Origin of the sequence: Streptomyces sp. NPDC047042, assembly GCF_040644035.1 — a bacterium.
Classification (GTDB): Bacteria; Actinomycetota; Actinomycetes; order Streptomycetales; family Streptomycetaceae; genus Streptomyces.
Window position 1 is genome coordinate 137450 of the sequence record NZ_JBEYVP010000002.1, and the last position, 15332, is coordinate 152781.

The window sequence follows — 15332 nt, forward strand, 5'->3', positions numbered from 1 at the left end:
GTGCGGAAAGTACTCTCCGGGCATCCCGAAGCAGGACGAAGTGTCAGCGCCCTGGGAGGCACCCGTGTCCGCACTCACCCTCCGTGAACTCCTGGCCCTCGACACGGTCCGCGCCGCCGACCCCGAACTCCTCGTCGGCGAGGCCGCGTTGGACCGCCCGGTGCGCTGGGTCCATTCCAGCGAGGTCTACGAGGGCGCCAACTTCCTCGACGGCGGCGAACTGCTCCTGACCAACGGCTTCGGTCTCACCGACCCCGACGAGGAGGTACGGCGCCGCTACGTCCGCGAGCTGACCGCCCGGGGCGCGGCGGGCCTGGCCGTCGAGATCGGCCGCGCGCTGCCCTCGATGCCGCCCGAGGTGACGGACGAGGCCCACCGGCTCGGCCTGCCCCTGTTCGCCCTGCGGCGCGTCGTCCCCTTCGTACGCATCACCGAGGCGGCCAACCGCGCGATCGTCGCCCGGAGCCTGTCCGGCCGTACGGTGGTCCGCCCCTGGGGTGACGACCACACCGCCGCACTGCTCGCCGACCTCGCCGACGGCCAGGCCCTCAACCAGCCCGAGGTGGAGGCCCGCGCCGCCCTCGCCGGCTTCCACCCCGGCCCCGGCGCCCGTCTGATCGGCGTCTCCGTGCACGGCACGCGCGACGTCGGCACCGTGGACCGAGCGGCACGCGTCCTCGGCGGGGCGGTGCTGCGGGCCGCCTTCCCGGGGGACGTGCTCGCCCTGGTCGCGGTGTACCCGACGCCGGGGGCGAGGACGGGACGGGACCCGGTACGGGCGGTGCAGGACGCCTTCCGTACGGCCGCCGCCCCCGGCCTCACCGTCGCCGTGGGCCACGCCGTCGACGCCGGCAGCGGCTGGCTGCGCTGGAGCGAGACGCTGCGCGCGGCCCGTACGACCCTGGAACTGGCGCTGACGGTGCCGCCACCGGAGCCGCCCGCACCGCAGGGCCCGCTGGTCACCTCCTCCCGGGCCCTCGCCCTCGAACGCGAGCTGACCCGAGGAGGCGTCGACGCCAACCACGACCGCCTGACCCGCCTGGTCCAGCACACCCTGGGACCCCTGCTGGCCTGGGAGGCGGCCCACCCCAGCGACCTGGTCCGCACCCTGGAGGTCCACCTGCGCAACGGCTGCTCACCCACGCGCACAGCAACCCTCCTCCATATCGGCCGCCAGTCCCTCTACCAGCGCCTGGAACGCATCGAGTCCCTCCTCGGCCTGGAGATCGACGACCCGGACCTGCTGGGCGAACTACTGACGGCGGCCTGCGCGTCACGGGTGGTACGGGGGACGGCGGGGGCGGGCGCGGGGGCGGGAGGGCTGCGGACGGTGGCGTAGGGCGCTCAGCAGGACGGCGCGACCACTCTGCCCCTGAGCACCTCGCGTTCCCGCTCAGAAGGGCCGGAGGGTGACCTGGCGCGGAGGGTTGTACTCGGACAGCTCCAGCACCGTCTGAGGAGTGCGCAGCCCGTCCTCCTCGGTGAAGATCCGCCGGACGGCGTCGAGGGACACGTCGTCGGGAGCCTCGGGGGCGACCACCAGGGAAGCCCGGTCGTACAGCTCACGCCGGGACTCGGTCAGGGTCCGCCCGTCCTCCTCGGACTCGGTCCCCCAGACATCCCACAGCAGGGTCTCCACCTTGTTCAGCGCGGCGAGGTCGAGCCGTACGTTGCCGGCCACGAACCACTCGCCGTTCAGCGGCCCCACCTCCGGCGGGTACAGCCCGTAGGTGTCGGGGTCGGCGTCCCCGGCCCGGATGTCCCGCCAGGCCCGGCCCGCGACCTGGAAACGGTCACGCGGTACGTCCATCGGGTCGAAGTCGACGTACCAGGCGGCGGTGACGTCGGGGTCGGCGAGCTGCGCGTCGGCGAGCAGCCAGCCGCGTGACTCGTCCCAGTACTCGGTGACGACGTGGTCGCAGTGGAAGCCGTCGGCCCGGAAGTAGTCGGCGAACCCGGACCGTACCCGGGCGGGAACGCCGCTGTGCCGCAGCAACGAGCAGTGCAGCAGCGCGAAGTCCCGGCATACGCCGACGAACCGGTCCCCGGCCACGCGCCGTTGGGTCAACGGTGAGCCGTCGCGGGCGATGACGATCCGCAGGATGTCGTCGACGTAGCGGGCGTCGGCGTCGTGGTGCAGCCGGTCGGTGGGGTGCGTGTGGCGGAACTGGCCGCCCTCACCCCGGTGGATCAGCAAGTCACGTGCGGTGCGCGCGAGTTGGGCGGGATCGGAGGGCAGATCGGTGTACAGCCGGGCGAGGTCGCCGGGGTCGGAGAAGGTGCTGTGGGTGCGGTAGAAGGCGGCGGTCTCGGGCGAGAGGGCGGGGTGTGCGGGGTGTGCGGACGGCACGATGTGGCTCCTTCGGGAATGGATACTCGATCGTATGTTCGAATGCCGGCCGGCTCGCACCACCGTGCCAAAATCTGCCGCGAATTGTCCAGGGGACGGGGGACGGGGACGGGCGACGGGGAACGACAGCGGGACGAGCGGAAAAAAATGCGGGAACACCGGGCCCGCAACCCCGCCAGAATGCCCTCTGTGAAGCATGCCGAAGTCCTGCGCGGGCTCGCCGCCAACACCGCTCTTCCCTCCGACCTCGTCGACCGGCTGATCGAACTCGCGGTCCCGGACGTCGACTTCCCCGACGACCTCGCCGATCGCGCCGACCTCAGCCACGCGCAGGCGCTCGCGCTTTTCGCACGCGTCCCGGAGACCGGCGTACGGCTCGCCCGTGAGGGTCGGCTGACCGCTGCCGACGTCGACCCCGCCGCCCAGCCGGACACCGCGCTCGCGCTGCTCGACGAGGGGTGCGGCGACCCGGAGTGGGCCCGTGTCCTCGCGGCGGACCCCTGGTTCCTGCGTCGGGAGCGGCTGGCCGAATGCGCGGGCCTCCCGGCCGATGTCGTCGAGACGCTCGCCGCCGACCCGGACGTCAGGGTCGTCTCCGAACTCGCCCTGTACACAACGGTTCCGGAGATCGTCGCGAGACTCGCCCGGCATCCGCACACCGACGTCCGCCGGGCGTTGGCCTGGAACGAGGCGACGCCGCCGCCCGTACTGGCGTCGCTGCTGGGCGGCGACGGGCTGCCGCCCGCGAGACTGTGCCAGGCCTGCGACCACGAGGAGACACCACCGGAACCGCCTGACTCCGACTGCGAGGAGCCCGACCTCGAACTGTGGGGCACCCCCACCTGCGGGGGCTCCCACCGGTCCGCCGCCCACCTCATCCGGTACACGGTCCTGTACAACCCGGCCACACCCACCGAGGCCGCGGCCGCCTTCGTCGACCACCCGTCGAAGAACCTCCGCGCGGCCCTCGCCCAACGTCCCGATCTCTCCCCGGAGTTGGGTCGACAGCTCGCCACCGACCCCCACCCGGGCGTCCGGGCCGGCCTCGCCGAGAACCCGGCGATCGCCGAAACCCTGATGCACGCACTGGCAGACGACGAGGACGAGGACGTACGGCGCCACCTCGCGCTCAACCCCAACGTGCCCCTCGACGTGCTCGTCCGCCTGGCCGCCACCACGAAGCTCCGCGCCGACGCGCCGCCACCCCGGATCGCCGCCGCGTCCCCCGCCGAGATCGACGAACTGGCCCGCTCGGCGGACTCGACCGTACGGATGCTGCTCGCCCTGCGACGGGACCTGCCCGCCGCGATCCGCGACGCGCTCGCCACCGACCCCGACGCCAAGGTGCTCAAGACCATCGCCCCGCACCCCGGCCTCTCCGAGGCGCGACTCCGTGCCATGGTCGACCGGCACGGAGTACGCGTCCTCGCCAAGGTGGCGACCAACCGGGACGCGCCCGGAACACTGCTGGAGGACCTCACCCGCCACCGGCCGCCCGTACAGAAGGCGTTCCGCGAGATAGCCCGCCACCCCCACGCGACCCCGCAGGCCCTGCTCACCTGCCTGGCGGACCACCAGGCGAGACCCATTGCCGCAGGCCACCCGGCCCTGCCACCCCAGACCATCGTGGAACTGCTCGCCGACGACGACGGCGCGGTGGCGAGATCGGCGGCGGGCAATCCGTCGCTGCCGGGTGCGGTGATGCGGAATCTGGTGCCTTAGCCGGTTCCGGCCCGACCGACGTTCTCGGTGTACTCGATGTACTCCGCCAGCCGCCCCGCCCCCGCCAGCATCGCCCGCGTACGACCCGCCAGTGCCTCCCCGCGTTCCGCGACCGCCGCTCGCAGCGCCTCCGTACCGCCCTCCCGGCGCAGCTCCTCCAGCACCGGACGGATCTGGTCCAGGGGATAGTGGCTGCGGCGGAGGGTCTGGATCAGGCGGGCGTCGCGGATGTCGTCGGGGCCGAACTGCCGGTAGCGCGTGCCGCGTTCGCGGGCCGGGGTGAGCAGACCCGCCGCCTCCCACACCCGCAGCGCGGACGTCCGTACGCCGAGCAGCGCGGCCACCTCGCCGATGCGCAGGTCGGCGGTACGCGGGTCGGCGGTATGCGGGTCGGCGGTATGCGGCGCCGCCGCCGGAGGCCGTCGGCCGGCCAGCGTCTCCAGGGCCACGCGTGTCGCCCGCAGCGCCGTCCGCTGCTCGTGCAGCCCGGCGTGCGCCGCGTCGACAAGCGCGAGGGCACCCGGCACGTCCCCGTCGTGCAGGGCTTGCATGACGGCGGTCGCCGCCACCGGCCCGTACCCGGGTTGCAGGGCCCGGTAGGTCAGCAGCGCCCGGCGGTGGACGTCCCCGAAGACGCGGTATCCGGACTCCGTCCGCGCCGCCGGGGGCAGGACGCCCGCGTCCTCGTAGTTGCGGATCTGCTGCGTCGACAGCCCCGACAGCCGGGCGAGATCGACGGGCCGCAGCCGTACCTCATGGTTCGTCACGGATTTGAAGCTTAAGGGGATCGAGGACCGTGTTTCACGGTCAAAAGTCCCAATAGGAACTTCAATGAAAAACTTGAAGGCATGGACGAAGTAACGGACGAAGTCACTGCTGGCCGAACTCCCGTCATGCGCGTCAAAGGCGCCCGACTCCACAACCTCAAGAACGTCTCGCTCGCGATCCCGAAGCGGAAACTGGTCGTCGTGACCGGTCTGTCCGGCTCCGGCAAGTCCACGCTCGCCCTCGACACCCTCCACCGCGAGAGCCACCGCCAGTACATGGAGTCGTGGGGTGTGGCGACCGCCGGGGTCAGCCGGCCCTCCGTCGACTCGATCACCGGGCTGTCGCCGTCGGTCAGTGTCGACCAGCGTCCGGCAGGGCGTGGCCCGCGCTCCACGGTCGGCACGGCGACCGAGGTCTTCACCTATCTACGGCTCCTGTGGTCCCGGATCGGCGTGCGCCCGTGTCCCGCCTGCGGGCAGGAGATCCCACCGTCGTACGCCCACGATCCGGAGGGCGACGAGGAGGGAACCGACGACACGGGTGCCGAGGGCGAGTTCACGGCCTGCCCGCACTGCTCCGCCCCCGTGCCCGAACTCGTCATGGGCTCCTTCTCCTTCAACAAGCCCGCAGGCGCCTGTCCGTCCTGCACCGGACTCGGCGAGGTGATCCGGGTGGACGTACGGACCCTGGTCGACGAGGAGTCGAGCGTCGCCGCCGGTGCGGTGCGCGGCTGGCCCAGGCAGCTCGTCGAACGCAACCTGCCTCTGCTGCGCGCCGCGGCCCACCACTACGGCCTCACCTTCGACACCGACGCCCCGCTGTCCGAACTCCCGGCCCCAGCAAGAGACTTGCTGCTTTACGGGGTCGAGTCGCCCGAGTTCCGCCGCCACCTCCCCGCCACCGGTACAGTCGAGCCCCCGGTCACCGTCTCCGCGGGCCGGTTCGAGGGCGTCGTCACCGCGTTCATGCGCCGTTACGCCGAGCGCATCGACGACACCGACTACCGGCAGAAGGCCGAGCGCTCGATGGTGAAGGAGACCTGCGGGGCCTGCGCGGGGACCCGGCTGCGCGTCGAGAGCCGGGCCGTCACCGTGCACGGGCTCGGCATCACGGCCGCGGCCCGGCTGTCGCTCGACGAACTCGCCGACTGGGTGGCCGAGTTGAGGGCGTTCTCCACCGGCGACGAGTGGCGGTTCGCCGAACCGGTTGTCGCCGACCTCGAGGAGCGGGTGCGCCGGCTCGTCGACACCGGCGTCGGCTATCTGACCCTCGACCAGTCGAGCACCAGCCTCTCCGCGGGCGAGTCCCAGCGGCTGCGGCTGGCGGCGCTGCTCGGCTCGGGCCTCACCGGCATGCTGTACGTCCTCGACGAGCCGACCATCGGACTGCACCCCGCGGACACGGCCCGCCTCATCGGCGTACTGCGCCGCCTGCGGGACCTGGGCAACACCGTCCTCGTCATCGAACACGACCTGGACGTGCTGTGGGCCGCAGACCACGTCGTCGACATCGGCCCCGGCGCGGGCCGGGACGGCGGCCGGGTCGTCGCCGAGGGGACACCGGAAGAGGTGGCGGCGACGGAGGGGTCCGTCACCGGGGCGTATCTGTCGGGTCGGCTCCAGCAGCCCGTACGGAAGGAACGCCCGCAGGCAAGCGCGGAGTTGGTGATTCGCGGGGCACGCGCCCACAACCTCAGGGACATCACCGTGCGGCTTCCGCTCGGACGGCTGGTGACGGTCACCGGCCCCTCCGGATCGGGTAAGTCGACGCTGATACTGGACGTGTTGGGCAGGGCGGCACATCAACGCCTGGACGGCGGGAAGGGGTTGCCGACCACTAGCGCGTCTGGCGTGTCGCCGGGAGCGCACGACCGTATCGACGGCTGGGAGCACCTCGACAAGGTCGTGACGATCGACCAGGAGCCGATCAGTCGCCTTCCGCGCTCGAACGCGGCGACGTACGCGGATGTCTTCACGCCGGTCAGGGAGCTGTTCGCGGCGCAAGGGGCGGCGAAAGCGAGCGGCCTGACTCCGGCCGCCTTCTCCTTCAACGTGCCCGGCGGTCGCTGTGAGCGGTGCGAGGGTGCCGGAGTGCTCGCCGTGCACATGCACTTCCTCCCCGCGGTGGAGGTGCGGTGCCCGGGGTGCAGGGGGCGCCGGTTCCGCAGCGAGGTGCTCGAGGTGCGGTACGAGGGGCTCGACATCGCCGAGGTGCTGGCCGCCACGGTGGACGAGGCGCTCACCGTGTTCCGGGGCGTACGGCAGATCGCCGCCCGGCTGCGGCGGCTCTCCGACGTGGGGCTCGGCTACCTCCCGCTGGGCCAGCCCGCCACCACCCTCTCCGGAGGTGAGGCCCAACGCCTCAAGCTGGCCAAGGAGTTGGGGCGCCGGGCGACCGGACGCACCCTCTACCTCCTCGACGAGCCAACCACCGGCCTGCACGCCGCCGACACCGCGCGCCTGCTCGACGTACTCCAACGACTCGTCGACGCGGGGCACTCGGTCGTCACCATCGAGCACAACCTCGACGTCATGCGTGCCTCCGACTGGATCATCGACCTCGGCCCGGCGGGCGGCGCCGGGGGCGGGCTCGTCGTGGCGGAGGGAACACCGGAGCAGGTCGCGGATGCGGCGGCGGGCGGGGTCGGTTCCCGGACGGGTGGGTTTCTGTGAGAGGGCGTACGGGTGATGGGCTGATCGCCTAGCGTCGTTGCCGTGGACGAAGAGGAAGACCGGCGGCTGGCCGCCATCACCCCCGAGATCACCCGCCGTTCGATCGACCTGCTGCGCAAAGTGGTCGGTCTGTACCCCGAGGAACGCATCGCCCAGGAGGCCCTGGACTGCGCCGACGACATCCTGGCGGAGTACGGCACGGACGGGCTGCGCATCCTCGTCATGAGTCTCACGGGCTGGGCCGCCGTGGAGATAGAGAAGGACGCGCTGGCGTCGAAGCGGCCCCTCGATTCGATGATCGACGACATGATGCTGACGTGGCTGGAGGCCAACCCGGAGGCGTAGGCGGTCGTCCGTCGATTGTTTCCCGGGTGGCGGCGCTTGGTAGGAGTCCGTCATGCGCCGCCCGCACGCGCGTGCGGCGAAGGGGGAGGGGAGGGGGAGGCGGACATGACGGAACGTCACCAGGGCGGCCTCGACGGCCGGTTGGACACGGAGTTCTTCGTACCCGGGAACTCGTCGTTCACGGAGTTCGTGGCAGCGCATCGACCGGAGCTGCTGCACCGCGACGACCAGTTCCTGCCGGCGGGCGTACGGCCCGACCCGAACCAATTCCCGCACGGGACAACCGTGTTGGCGCTGACCTACCGCGACGGTGTGCTGCTCGCCGGGGACCGCAGGGCCACCATGGGCAACCTGATCGCCCAGCGGGACCTGGAGAAGGTGATCCCCGCCGACGACCACACCGCCGTCGCCTTCGCGGGCAGCGTCGGGATGGCGCTGGACATGGTCAAACTGTTCCAGGTCGAGCTGACGCACTTCGAGAAGGTCGAAGGCGCCCCGATGACGCTGCGGGCAAAGGCCAACCGTCTCTCCGGCATGATCCGCCAGAACCTGGGCCAGGCCATGCAGGGGCTGGCGGTGGTACCGCTGCTCGCCGGGTACGAGCCCGGCGCAGGCGTGAATGCGGCTGCGGGTCGGCGTGGGCGGATCTTCGGGTACGACGTGACCGGTGGGACGTACGAGAAGTTCGGGTTCCACGCGGAGGGCTCCGGATCGCCGTACGCCCGGGGCGCGTTGAAGAAGCTGTACCGCGAGGACATGTCCCGTCGCGATGCCGCCCTCGCCGCGCTCCAGGCGCTGTACGACGCGGCCGACGACGACTCGGCGACGGGCGGGCCGGACATCGGCCGCCGTATCTTCCCGATCGTCTCGCTGATCACGGAGGACGGCTTCGAACGCCTCCCGGACCAGGAGACGGAGGACCTCAGCCACGAGATGGTGGCGGCGAGGCGAAGCCGCCCGGACGGGCCGGTCGCCCTGCCGTAGCCGTTCTTTCCTTTCGCGCGCGACGGACGCATACGAACCCTTCGCTTCTCACGTCAGGTGAGTACGTGAGCCGGAGGGGGAGAAGCGACCGTGGACGAGAAGGTTCTTGACGCGCAGAAATGGGTGAACGCCACCTACGCGGGTGTTTCCGGCTACACGGCGTGCCCGGAGACCGGCCGGACCGGGTGGGCCACCATGAACTCCCTGATCATGGGGCTCCAGCACGAGCTGGGCATCAGCCCGGTCGTCGCCAGCTTCGGACCCGGCACGCTGGCCAAGCTCCAGGCCATCGGCGACATCGGGTTCGGCTGGAAGGCGAACGGCAACATCGTCCGGATCATCCAGCACGGCCTGTTCTGCAAGGGCTACTGGGGCGCCAACGGCTACGGCGAGTACGGCGCCGTGACCACCGAGGCCGTCAAGGCGATGCGCGTCGACATGGGCCTGCCCGACGGCGGTTCGGGCACCGGGGGCGGACAGATCACCCCGGCCCTGTTCAAGTGCGTACTCAACATGGACGCCTACGTCAGGGTCCTCGGCGGTACGGACGAGATCCGGGCCATCCAGCGGTGGCTCAACGGCCGTTACTGGCAGAAGAGCGCCTTCGGCATCGGACCCTGCGACGGGATCTACTCCCGGGACGTGCAGAAGGCGCTGCTGACCGGGCTCCAGTACGAGCTGGGCCTCGCCGCCCCCAACGGCAACTTCGGCCCCGCCACCCAGGCCGCGCTGCGGACGAGGAATCTGGGCCCCGGCGACTCCGGCGTCCTCGTAGAGATGTTCTCGGCCGCGTGCGTGTTCAACTCCCCGGTGCCCTCGGGCACCAGCGACCCGGGCACGCCGACGACCTGGCGCAACACCTACAACGACACCCTCGTGGAGTGGGTGAAGATCTTCCAGCGCTTCTCCAAGCTGCCCGACTCGGGCCGTTCGGACTACCAGACATGGGCCCAGCTCCTGGTGTCCATGGGTGACGCCGACCGCCCGGCCACCGGCAGCGACACACGCTGGGAGATCACCGCGTCCTGGGCCAAGTACCTGCGCGACAACGGCTATCAGGTGGTCGGCCGCTATCTGTACGACCCGCCGGGCTCGACCCTGGACAAGGAGATCAAGCCGGGCGAACTCGCGACGATCTTCGGCGCGGGCCTGCGGGTCTTTCCGATCTACCAGGACAACGCCCGCAAGCTCTCCGACTTCACCTACTCCACGGGCTACCAACACGCCCTGAACGCCCACACGTTGGCCGCCGGCTACGGCTTCAACCGGGGTACGACGATCTACTTCGCGGTGGACTACGACGCCACCCAGGAGGAGATCGACGCGGCGATCGTGCCGTACTTCCACGGCGTCGCCGCAGGCCTCGCCTACAACGGCAAGCGGTACATCCACGGCGTGTACGGCTCGCGGAACGTGTGCACGAACGTGACGAAGCAGACCGGCGCCCGCTACTCCTTCGTCTCGGGCATGTCCTGGGGCTTCTCCGGGAACCTGGGCTTCCCGATCCCCGCGAACTGGTCCTACAACCAGATCAAGGAGATCGACATCACGACCAGCTCGGACTTCTTCGAGCTGGACCGCGATGTCGTCTCGGGCGCCGACCCCGGCCAGAACTCCGTCAACAAGGCGGCGGGCCCGGCCGACGGCTTCATCAGCTACCTCACCCGCCTCCTCGCCCTCGCCAGGGAGTACGGCAAGGGCAACCCCAACCAGCTGGTCATGGAGTACGTACGGCACAGGGCGTACGGCGGCGGCGACTGGGACTTTTTGATCGGCGGGTACGACGGCGAGTTCGTGAACTTCGCCAACGGCAGGGGCATGACGGTGATGGAGGGCTTCAAGGACCCCTACACCGGCTACGAGTTGGGCGCCGAGCACCTGATGGCCTCCGCGAACGGCCACTTCGTGGCGTGGAAGCCGAGCAACCCCCGCTCCGTCAACGAGGGTGACGTCGCGGGCTGGGGCGGCGACCTGCTGACGTTCTACGCCGACTGGCGGCACGCCACGGACACCTACCCGTCGGGACACGCGTTCGCGATGGCCAAGCTGGCGAAGGTCGGCGTGGCCTCCAGCTTCGGCTTCAACGACCTGATCGAGGACGCGGACGCCTGGCTGCTCGCCGACGCGGTCCGCAACCAGGGCAAGGACATCGTCACCGCGGTGACCGACCTCTACAACGGCGGCGGAGGCCTGCGCCGTTTCCAGCGGCTCTGGGACGGCCGGTTCAACGGGAACGCGGCGGACGCCAAGTTCCTGGCCCACAACATCCTCACGGCGGCGGACGACAAGGAGGTCCTCGCGGCGCAGGTCGGCCTGGTCACCGTCCGGGGCGGCATCAAGACGCTGCCGGCACTGCTGGGCTACGACGAACTGGAGCCGTTCGAACAGGGCTTCGTTGATACGCTCCTGGCCCGCACCGGCCAGGAGTCCCGGATGGCGGCCACCTACCGCGAGAACCACGACACGTACCTGCGCGCTGCCAGGTCGCGGGCACAGAGGGAGTAGCCCAGATGCGCCGGTTGGGCCCACGGTCATGGCTGGCCCTGGCCGTCGTCTCCTCGTTCCTGCTGGGGATCACGTACTTCGTCGGCATGTTCTCCGGCGGCCACGAACTCGACGAGACCTGCGCGTCCGTGGGCCGTCCTGTGGACGAGCGGTACCGCGCCGAGCACTGGCGGGAGCCGGGCCAGTGGTTCCCGCTGCACAACAAGTGCGACGCCGACTACGACCTCGTACCGGCGTGGGTCAACCCGGCGCTGGTCGTCCTGACCTTGCTGATCGTCGTATGCGTGGGGGCGGCGGTGTGGTCGGCGGCCACCCGCCGAAAGACGAAGACCACGAAGAACACGAAGACCACATAGACCACATAGACCACGTAGAAGTCCTGGAACTCGTAGAAGTCGCAGGTGGAGGGGGAAGTTGTGATGGTCGACGTTTTCGGCGGTGGGTTGTCGCGGCGCCGGTTCGCGGGTGCGACGGGGGCGGTGGCCGGTGCGGTGGTGCTGGGACCGATGGGAGCGGTGGCCCCGGCGTCCGCCGCCGTCCCGGCACCGGCCGGCACCTGGAAGGACCGCCGGTCGGCGAACGGCTGGCCGGTCCTGACGGAGGCCAACGAGTACGACATCGAGGGCAGCGGCCAGTCGGTACGGCTGGCGGACGGCGACGCGTCCGTACTCCTGCTGCACGTGGCACGCCGCTTCCACTACGAGATCGATCAGCTCAGAAGAGGGGATGTGCACGGCCACCGCACCCCCGGCACATTCCAGGCCCGCTACGAGTCGAACCACCTCTCCGGTACGGCGATAGCGATCCGCCCGGAGGCGTACCCGGTCGGCGTCAAGGGCGGCCTGTATCCGCAGGAGCTGGTGATCGTCCGGGACATCCTGACGGAGCTGGACGGCACGGTGAGGTGGGGCGGCGACTTCGCCACACCGAAGGAGTCGCACTTCGAGATCGCGGTGAGGTCCGGCCACCCGAAGCTGAAGGGCGTGGCGCGAAAGATCCGCGGCTGGAACGACACCCCGGGGGAGGGCGCGGGTTCGACCGACGCGTTCGACGCGAGGCGACGCGCGAAGGCGAGGGCGTTCGCTCTGCGGATCGCGGGTTAGGGCGTAGGGCGTAGGGCGCAGTGGAAGTCGGGTGACCCTGCTCGCGGTGGCGGGTAGGGTCGGGCGCATGACTGCCGGGTCGGCCTCGGGCCACACACGAGCAGGGCGCCCGGCCTCCGCGTGAGCGCGAGGCGGGCCCGAGCCCCGCCACTCCCTCGTGTCTTTCCTCTTCGCCCCCAACGCAGCGAACCTCAGACACGGAGAGCCAGTCAACGTCATGTCGCAGACGCAGACCCCTCGTACCCCCGAACTGCCCACCACCACCGTCCAGTTGAACCACCACGCCGTCTATGCGAGCGACCGCCGCCTGTCGGCGGAGTTCCTCGCCACGATCCTGGGCCTGGAGGTCGGCGCCCCGTTCGGCCCCTTCCTGCCGGTCGACCTCGGCAACGGCGTGACCCTCGACTACTACGAGAAGCGCGACGAGCTGATCCAGTCGCAGCACTACGCGTTCCTGGTGCCCGAGGACCAGTTCGACACGATGATCGCCCGCCTGGAGGCGGTGGGCGTCACCTACTACGCCAACCCGAACCACACCGACCCCGGCCGCATCAACCACTTCTTCGGCGGCTCAGGCGCGTACTTCGCCGACCCGGACGGCCACAACATGGAGATCATGACCCGCCCGTACGTGCGCCCGTAATCACGCCAGGCATGATGGCCGCCGCGCTGCCGGCGGCCATCCGGCCTATACGCCGGCCTGATCCCGAAGACCCATGCGCTTCGCCTTCCGGTCGGCTCATCCCGTCGTCTCCAGTACGGAGTAGTCGGCGAAGCAGCGGCGGTACCGCGTGTGGCGGGTTTCCTGCATGTGCTGTCGCTGCCATTCCTCGACCTTCGCCGGGTCCGGGTGGCGTCCCGACGCCGCCCCGCAGTCGGCCTCGTCGCCCGAGACGCAGCACGCCTCGTACTCCGGCTCGGCGGAACCGTCCTGGACGATCGAGTACGGCACGTAGCGGAAGACCCGTAGGCGTGGCACGGGTGCCGCGCCGTCCCCGGGGTGGGCCTGCCGCTGGTGGCGTCGGAGCAGTACGTCGGCGTCTGTCTCGCGGCTGCCGTCGGCCTCGGCGCGGGCCATGTGCCGTAGCGCCGCCAGCTGGTCACAGGTGGCGCAGCCGGGTACCGGGGTGGGCGGGGCCGGGTAGCTCGTCGCGGTCAACAGGTCGGTCACCGAACGCCGGTTGACCTCCCGCACGCTCGCACTCAGCCGCTCGTCCCTGCTCGCCGGCCACTGGACTTCCTCTTCGTTCGCCATGCCCACTCCGTACGCGCGTTGTTACTCTCGGTGTATCGAGCGTGGCTCAGGGGAACGGTCCGTATCAATGCCCGGGGCGTGTGAATGGGGCATTGGCGCCAGAGGGGGGCGCGTGGTTCGACGTAACGCAGAGGATGCCGTCGGGACGGGCGTCAGCAACGCCGCCCTGTTCGGTGAGGTGTTGCGGCACTTCCGCGAGGCCGCGCTGCTCACGCAGGCCGCGCTCGCGCAGCGGATCCCGTGCGACCGGTCCCATGTCGCGAAGGTCGAGGCGGGGATCAGCGTCCCGCAGGACACGTTCGCGAAGGCGTGCGACGAACTGCTGGGTACGGGCGGGGTGTTGCTGCGTTTGTGGAAGAAGGTCGACTGGTATCCGGAGGTGCAGCATCCGGACTGGTTCGCACGCCGGGCGCGGATGGACGCCGAGGCAATCGCCCTACGGGCGTATCAAGACCGCGTCATTCCGGGCTTGTTGCAGACACCGGAGTACGCGCACGCCCTGTTCTCGCAGGTCGACAGCGCAGGCGAGGCCGAGGAACACGTACGCGCGCGCCTGAGTCGGCAGCGCCGCTTCCTGTCGGACGACGGTCCCTTGTACCTCGCTGTCCTGGACGAGAGCTGTCTGCGCAACGTGGTGGGAAGCCCGGCGGTCATGCGCGACCAGTGCGCGCACCTGCTGGAGGTCGGGCGGCGCCCCAACATCCGTATCCAGGTGGCTTCCGCGAGCCTCGAGGGGGTCGTCCGTCCCAACGCGTCCATGTCGCTGATCGAGCTGGCCGACGGGCACCGTTGGGTGTACTCGGAGTCTCTCGACCGTGGCCATTTCAACGACGATCCAGCCGTCTACCTGCACCACTTGCAGGCCTATGATGTGCTCAGGGCGGATGTCCCCTCAGCCCGTGAATCGGCCGCTCTGATCAGCGACGCGATGGAGGAGCACGAGCAGCATGGACACGCACCGACTCTGCGCGGCGACTTGGATCAAGAGCAGCTACAGCGGCAACAACGGCGGCGACTGCATCGAAGTGGCCCCCGGATTCCCCGGCGTCGTCCCCGTCCGTGACAGCAAGGTCGCTTCCGGGAGTCCGGTGGTCGTCGTGACCCGTGCCGCCTGGGCGGAGTTCGTGGCTTTCGCGTCCCGCTGACGGGTCAGGGGGTAACGGCCCCTGGAATTACAGCGGTTGAGTATCCATAAGCGCAGTGGTGAGTACCCGTACTCATGGAACGGCACTGCCTTGCGGCGAGAGTAGCGGCAGACGGATCGCGAGCGACTGGAGACGATCATGTATCTGCCCCGCAGGACGAGCCGAGCCGCCGCCGCGCTTCGACCCGGAAGGGTCCGTATCGCCGCTGCCGCTCTCGTGAGCGCGGCCGCAGTCGTGGCACTCACCGGATGCTCCGGCTTCGAGTACACGGAGAACATCTGCGCCGACGACGAGTACCCCGTCCTGACCGTGGGCAGCACCGGCAGCTCCTGCGTGTCGGACAAGGAAGAGCCGCCTGCTGGATCCGTGCGCTATCCGGAGGGCAAGGTGCCGCAGGAGGTCGACGACAAGTGGGACGTGTACTGGGCCACCCACACGCTCGACAAGGACGGAAACATCATCGACGTCCCCGCGAATTGACAT

The 15332-nt window shown here is 70.3% G+C and carries 15 protein-coding genes; 12 read left to right on the forward strand and 3 right to left on the reverse strand.

Annotated elements, in window-relative coordinates; all coding sequences use genetic code 11:
• The first annotated feature begins 64 nt into the window (after positions 1-64).
• Positions 65-1339: a PucR family transcriptional regulator gene (locus ABZ855_RS02440; RefSeq protein ID WP_360799642.1), complete on the forward strand. Its 1275-nt coding sequence runs from the start codon at positions 65-67 to the stop codon at positions 1337-1339.
• A gap of 54 nt (positions 1340-1393) precedes the next feature.
• Here ABZ855_RS02440 and ABZ855_RS02445 read toward each other — a convergent pair whose 3' ends face one another.
• Positions 1394-2350, reverse strand: coding sequence for a transglutaminase-like domain-containing protein (locus ABZ855_RS02445; RefSeq protein ID WP_360799645.1), 957 nt, complete (start codon positions 2348-2350; stop codon positions 1394-1396).
• Between the two features lie 189 nt (positions 2351-2539).
• Between ABZ855_RS02445 and ABZ855_RS02450 the strand changes: the two genes are divergently transcribed.
• Positions 2540-4072, forward strand: coding sequence for a hypothetical protein (locus ABZ855_RS02450; protein WP_360799648.1), 1533 nt, complete (start codon positions 2540-2542; stop codon positions 4070-4072).
• Here ABZ855_RS02450 and ABZ855_RS02455 read toward each other — a convergent pair.
• Positions 4069-4839 carry a MerR family transcriptional regulator gene (locus ABZ855_RS02455; protein ID WP_360799651.1) on the reverse strand — a complete coding sequence of 257 codons (771 nt, stop codon included), beginning with the start codon at positions 4837-4839 and terminating at the stop codon, positions 4069-4071. The genes ABZ855_RS02450 and ABZ855_RS02455 overlap by 4 nt on opposite strands.
• Positions 4840-4920: 81 nt before the next feature.
• Here ABZ855_RS02455 and uvrA point away from each other — a divergent pair, with 81 nt between their 5' ends.
• From uvrA to ABZ855_RS02490, 7 genes are all read left to right on the forward strand, one after another.
• On the forward strand, positions 4921-7512 hold the full coding sequence (gene uvrA / locus ABZ855_RS02460) for an excinuclease ABC subunit UvrA (RefSeq protein ID WP_360799654.1): 2592 nt from the start codon (positions 4921-4923) through the stop codon (positions 7510-7512).
• 42 nt (positions 7513-7554) lie between these two features.
• On the forward strand, positions 7555-7857 hold the full coding sequence (locus ABZ855_RS02465) for a hypothetical protein (protein WP_360799657.1): 303 nt from the start codon (positions 7555-7557) through the stop codon (positions 7855-7857).
• Positions 7858-7962: 105 nt separating this feature from the next.
• Positions 7963-8841, forward strand: a complete 879-nt coding sequence (gene prcB, locus ABZ855_RS02470; RefSeq protein WP_360799660.1) for a proteasome subunit beta — start codon at positions 7963-7965, stop codon at positions 8839-8841.
• A 90-nt stretch (positions 8842-8931) separates the two neighbouring features.
• Positions 8932-11346 (forward strand): glycoside hydrolase domain-containing protein, encoded by a 2415-nt coding sequence (locus ABZ855_RS02475; RefSeq protein WP_360799663.1) that lies wholly within the window; start codon positions 8932-8934, stop codon positions 11344-11346.
• Positions 11347-11351: 5 nt separating this feature from the next.
• Complete coding sequence (locus ABZ855_RS02480; RefSeq protein WP_360799666.1) at positions 11352-11702, forward strand: hypothetical protein; 351 nt, start codon at positions 11352-11354, stop codon at positions 11700-11702.
• A 63-nt stretch (positions 11703-11765) separates the two neighbouring features.
• A complete protein-coding gene (locus ABZ855_RS02485; protein ID WP_360799669.1) occupies positions 11766-12449 on the forward strand; it encodes a M15 family metallopeptidase in 684 nt (227 codons plus the stop codon).
• A 217-nt stretch (positions 12450-12666) separates the two neighbouring features.
• A complete protein-coding gene (locus ABZ855_RS02490) occupies positions 12667-13092 on the forward strand; it encodes a VOC family protein (RefSeq protein WP_360799672.1) in 426 nt (141 codons plus the stop codon).
• Positions 13093-13188: 96 nt separating this feature from the next.
• On the opposite strand, the gene ABZ855_RS02495 is transcribed toward ABZ855_RS02490, so the two are convergent.
• A complete protein-coding gene (locus tag ABZ855_RS02495; protein ID WP_360799675.1) occupies positions 13189-13704 on the reverse strand; it encodes a hypothetical protein in 516 nt (171 codons plus the stop codon).
• Between the two features lie 112 nt (positions 13705-13816).
• Here ABZ855_RS02495 and ABZ855_RS02500 point away from each other — a divergent pair, with 112 nt between their 5' ends.
• From ABZ855_RS02500 to ABZ855_RS02510, 3 genes are all read left to right on the forward strand, one after another.
• The gene (locus ABZ855_RS02500) at positions 13817-14767 is read left to right on the forward strand and encodes a DUF5753 domain-containing protein (RefSeq protein WP_360799678.1); all 951 of its coding nucleotides are present in this window, start codon (positions 13817-13819) and stop codon (positions 14765-14767) included.
• On the forward strand, positions 14730-14849 hold the full coding sequence (locus ABZ855_RS02505) for a DUF397 domain-containing protein (protein WP_360799681.1): 120 nt from the start codon (positions 14730-14732) through the stop codon (positions 14847-14849). The genes ABZ855_RS02500 and ABZ855_RS02505 overlap by 38 nt, the downstream gene beginning before the upstream one ends.
• Before the next feature lie 138 nt (positions 14850-14987).
• Positions 14988-15329, forward strand: a complete 342-nt coding sequence (locus ABZ855_RS02510; protein WP_360799684.1) for a hypothetical protein — start codon at positions 14988-14990, stop codon at positions 15327-15329.
• Positions 15330-15332: the final 3 nt, after the last annotated feature.

Excerpts from the sequence above, each read along its gene's own strand:
- uvrA (WP_360799654.1), top strand. The coding sequence starts at position 4,921 with ATGGACGAAGTAACGGACGAAGTCACTGCTGGCCGAACTCCCGTCATG.
- prcB (WP_360799660.1), top strand. The coding sequence starts at position 7,963 with ATGACGGAACGTCACCAGGGCGGCCTCGACGGCCGGTTGGACACGGAG.
- ABZ855_RS02480 (WP_360799666.1), top strand. The coding sequence starts at position 11,352 with ATGCGCCGGTTGGGCCCACGGTCATGGCTGGCCCTGGCCGTCGTCTCC.
- ABZ855_RS02485 (WP_360799669.1), top strand. The coding sequence starts at position 11,766 with ATGGTCGACGTTTTCGGCGGTGGGTTGTCGCGGCGCCGGTTCGCGGGT.
- ABZ855_RS02490 (WP_360799672.1), top strand. The coding sequence starts at position 12,667 with ATGTCGCAGACGCAGACCCCTCGTACCCCCGAACTGCCCACCACCACC.
- ABZ855_RS02495 (WP_360799675.1), bottom strand. The coding sequence starts at position 13,704 with ATGGCGAACGAAGAGGAAGTCCAGTGGCCGGCGAGCAGGGACGAGCGG.
- ABZ855_RS02510 (WP_360799684.1), top strand. The coding sequence starts at position 14,988 with ATGTATCTGCCCCGCAGGACGAGCCGAGCCGCCGCCGCGCTTCGACCC.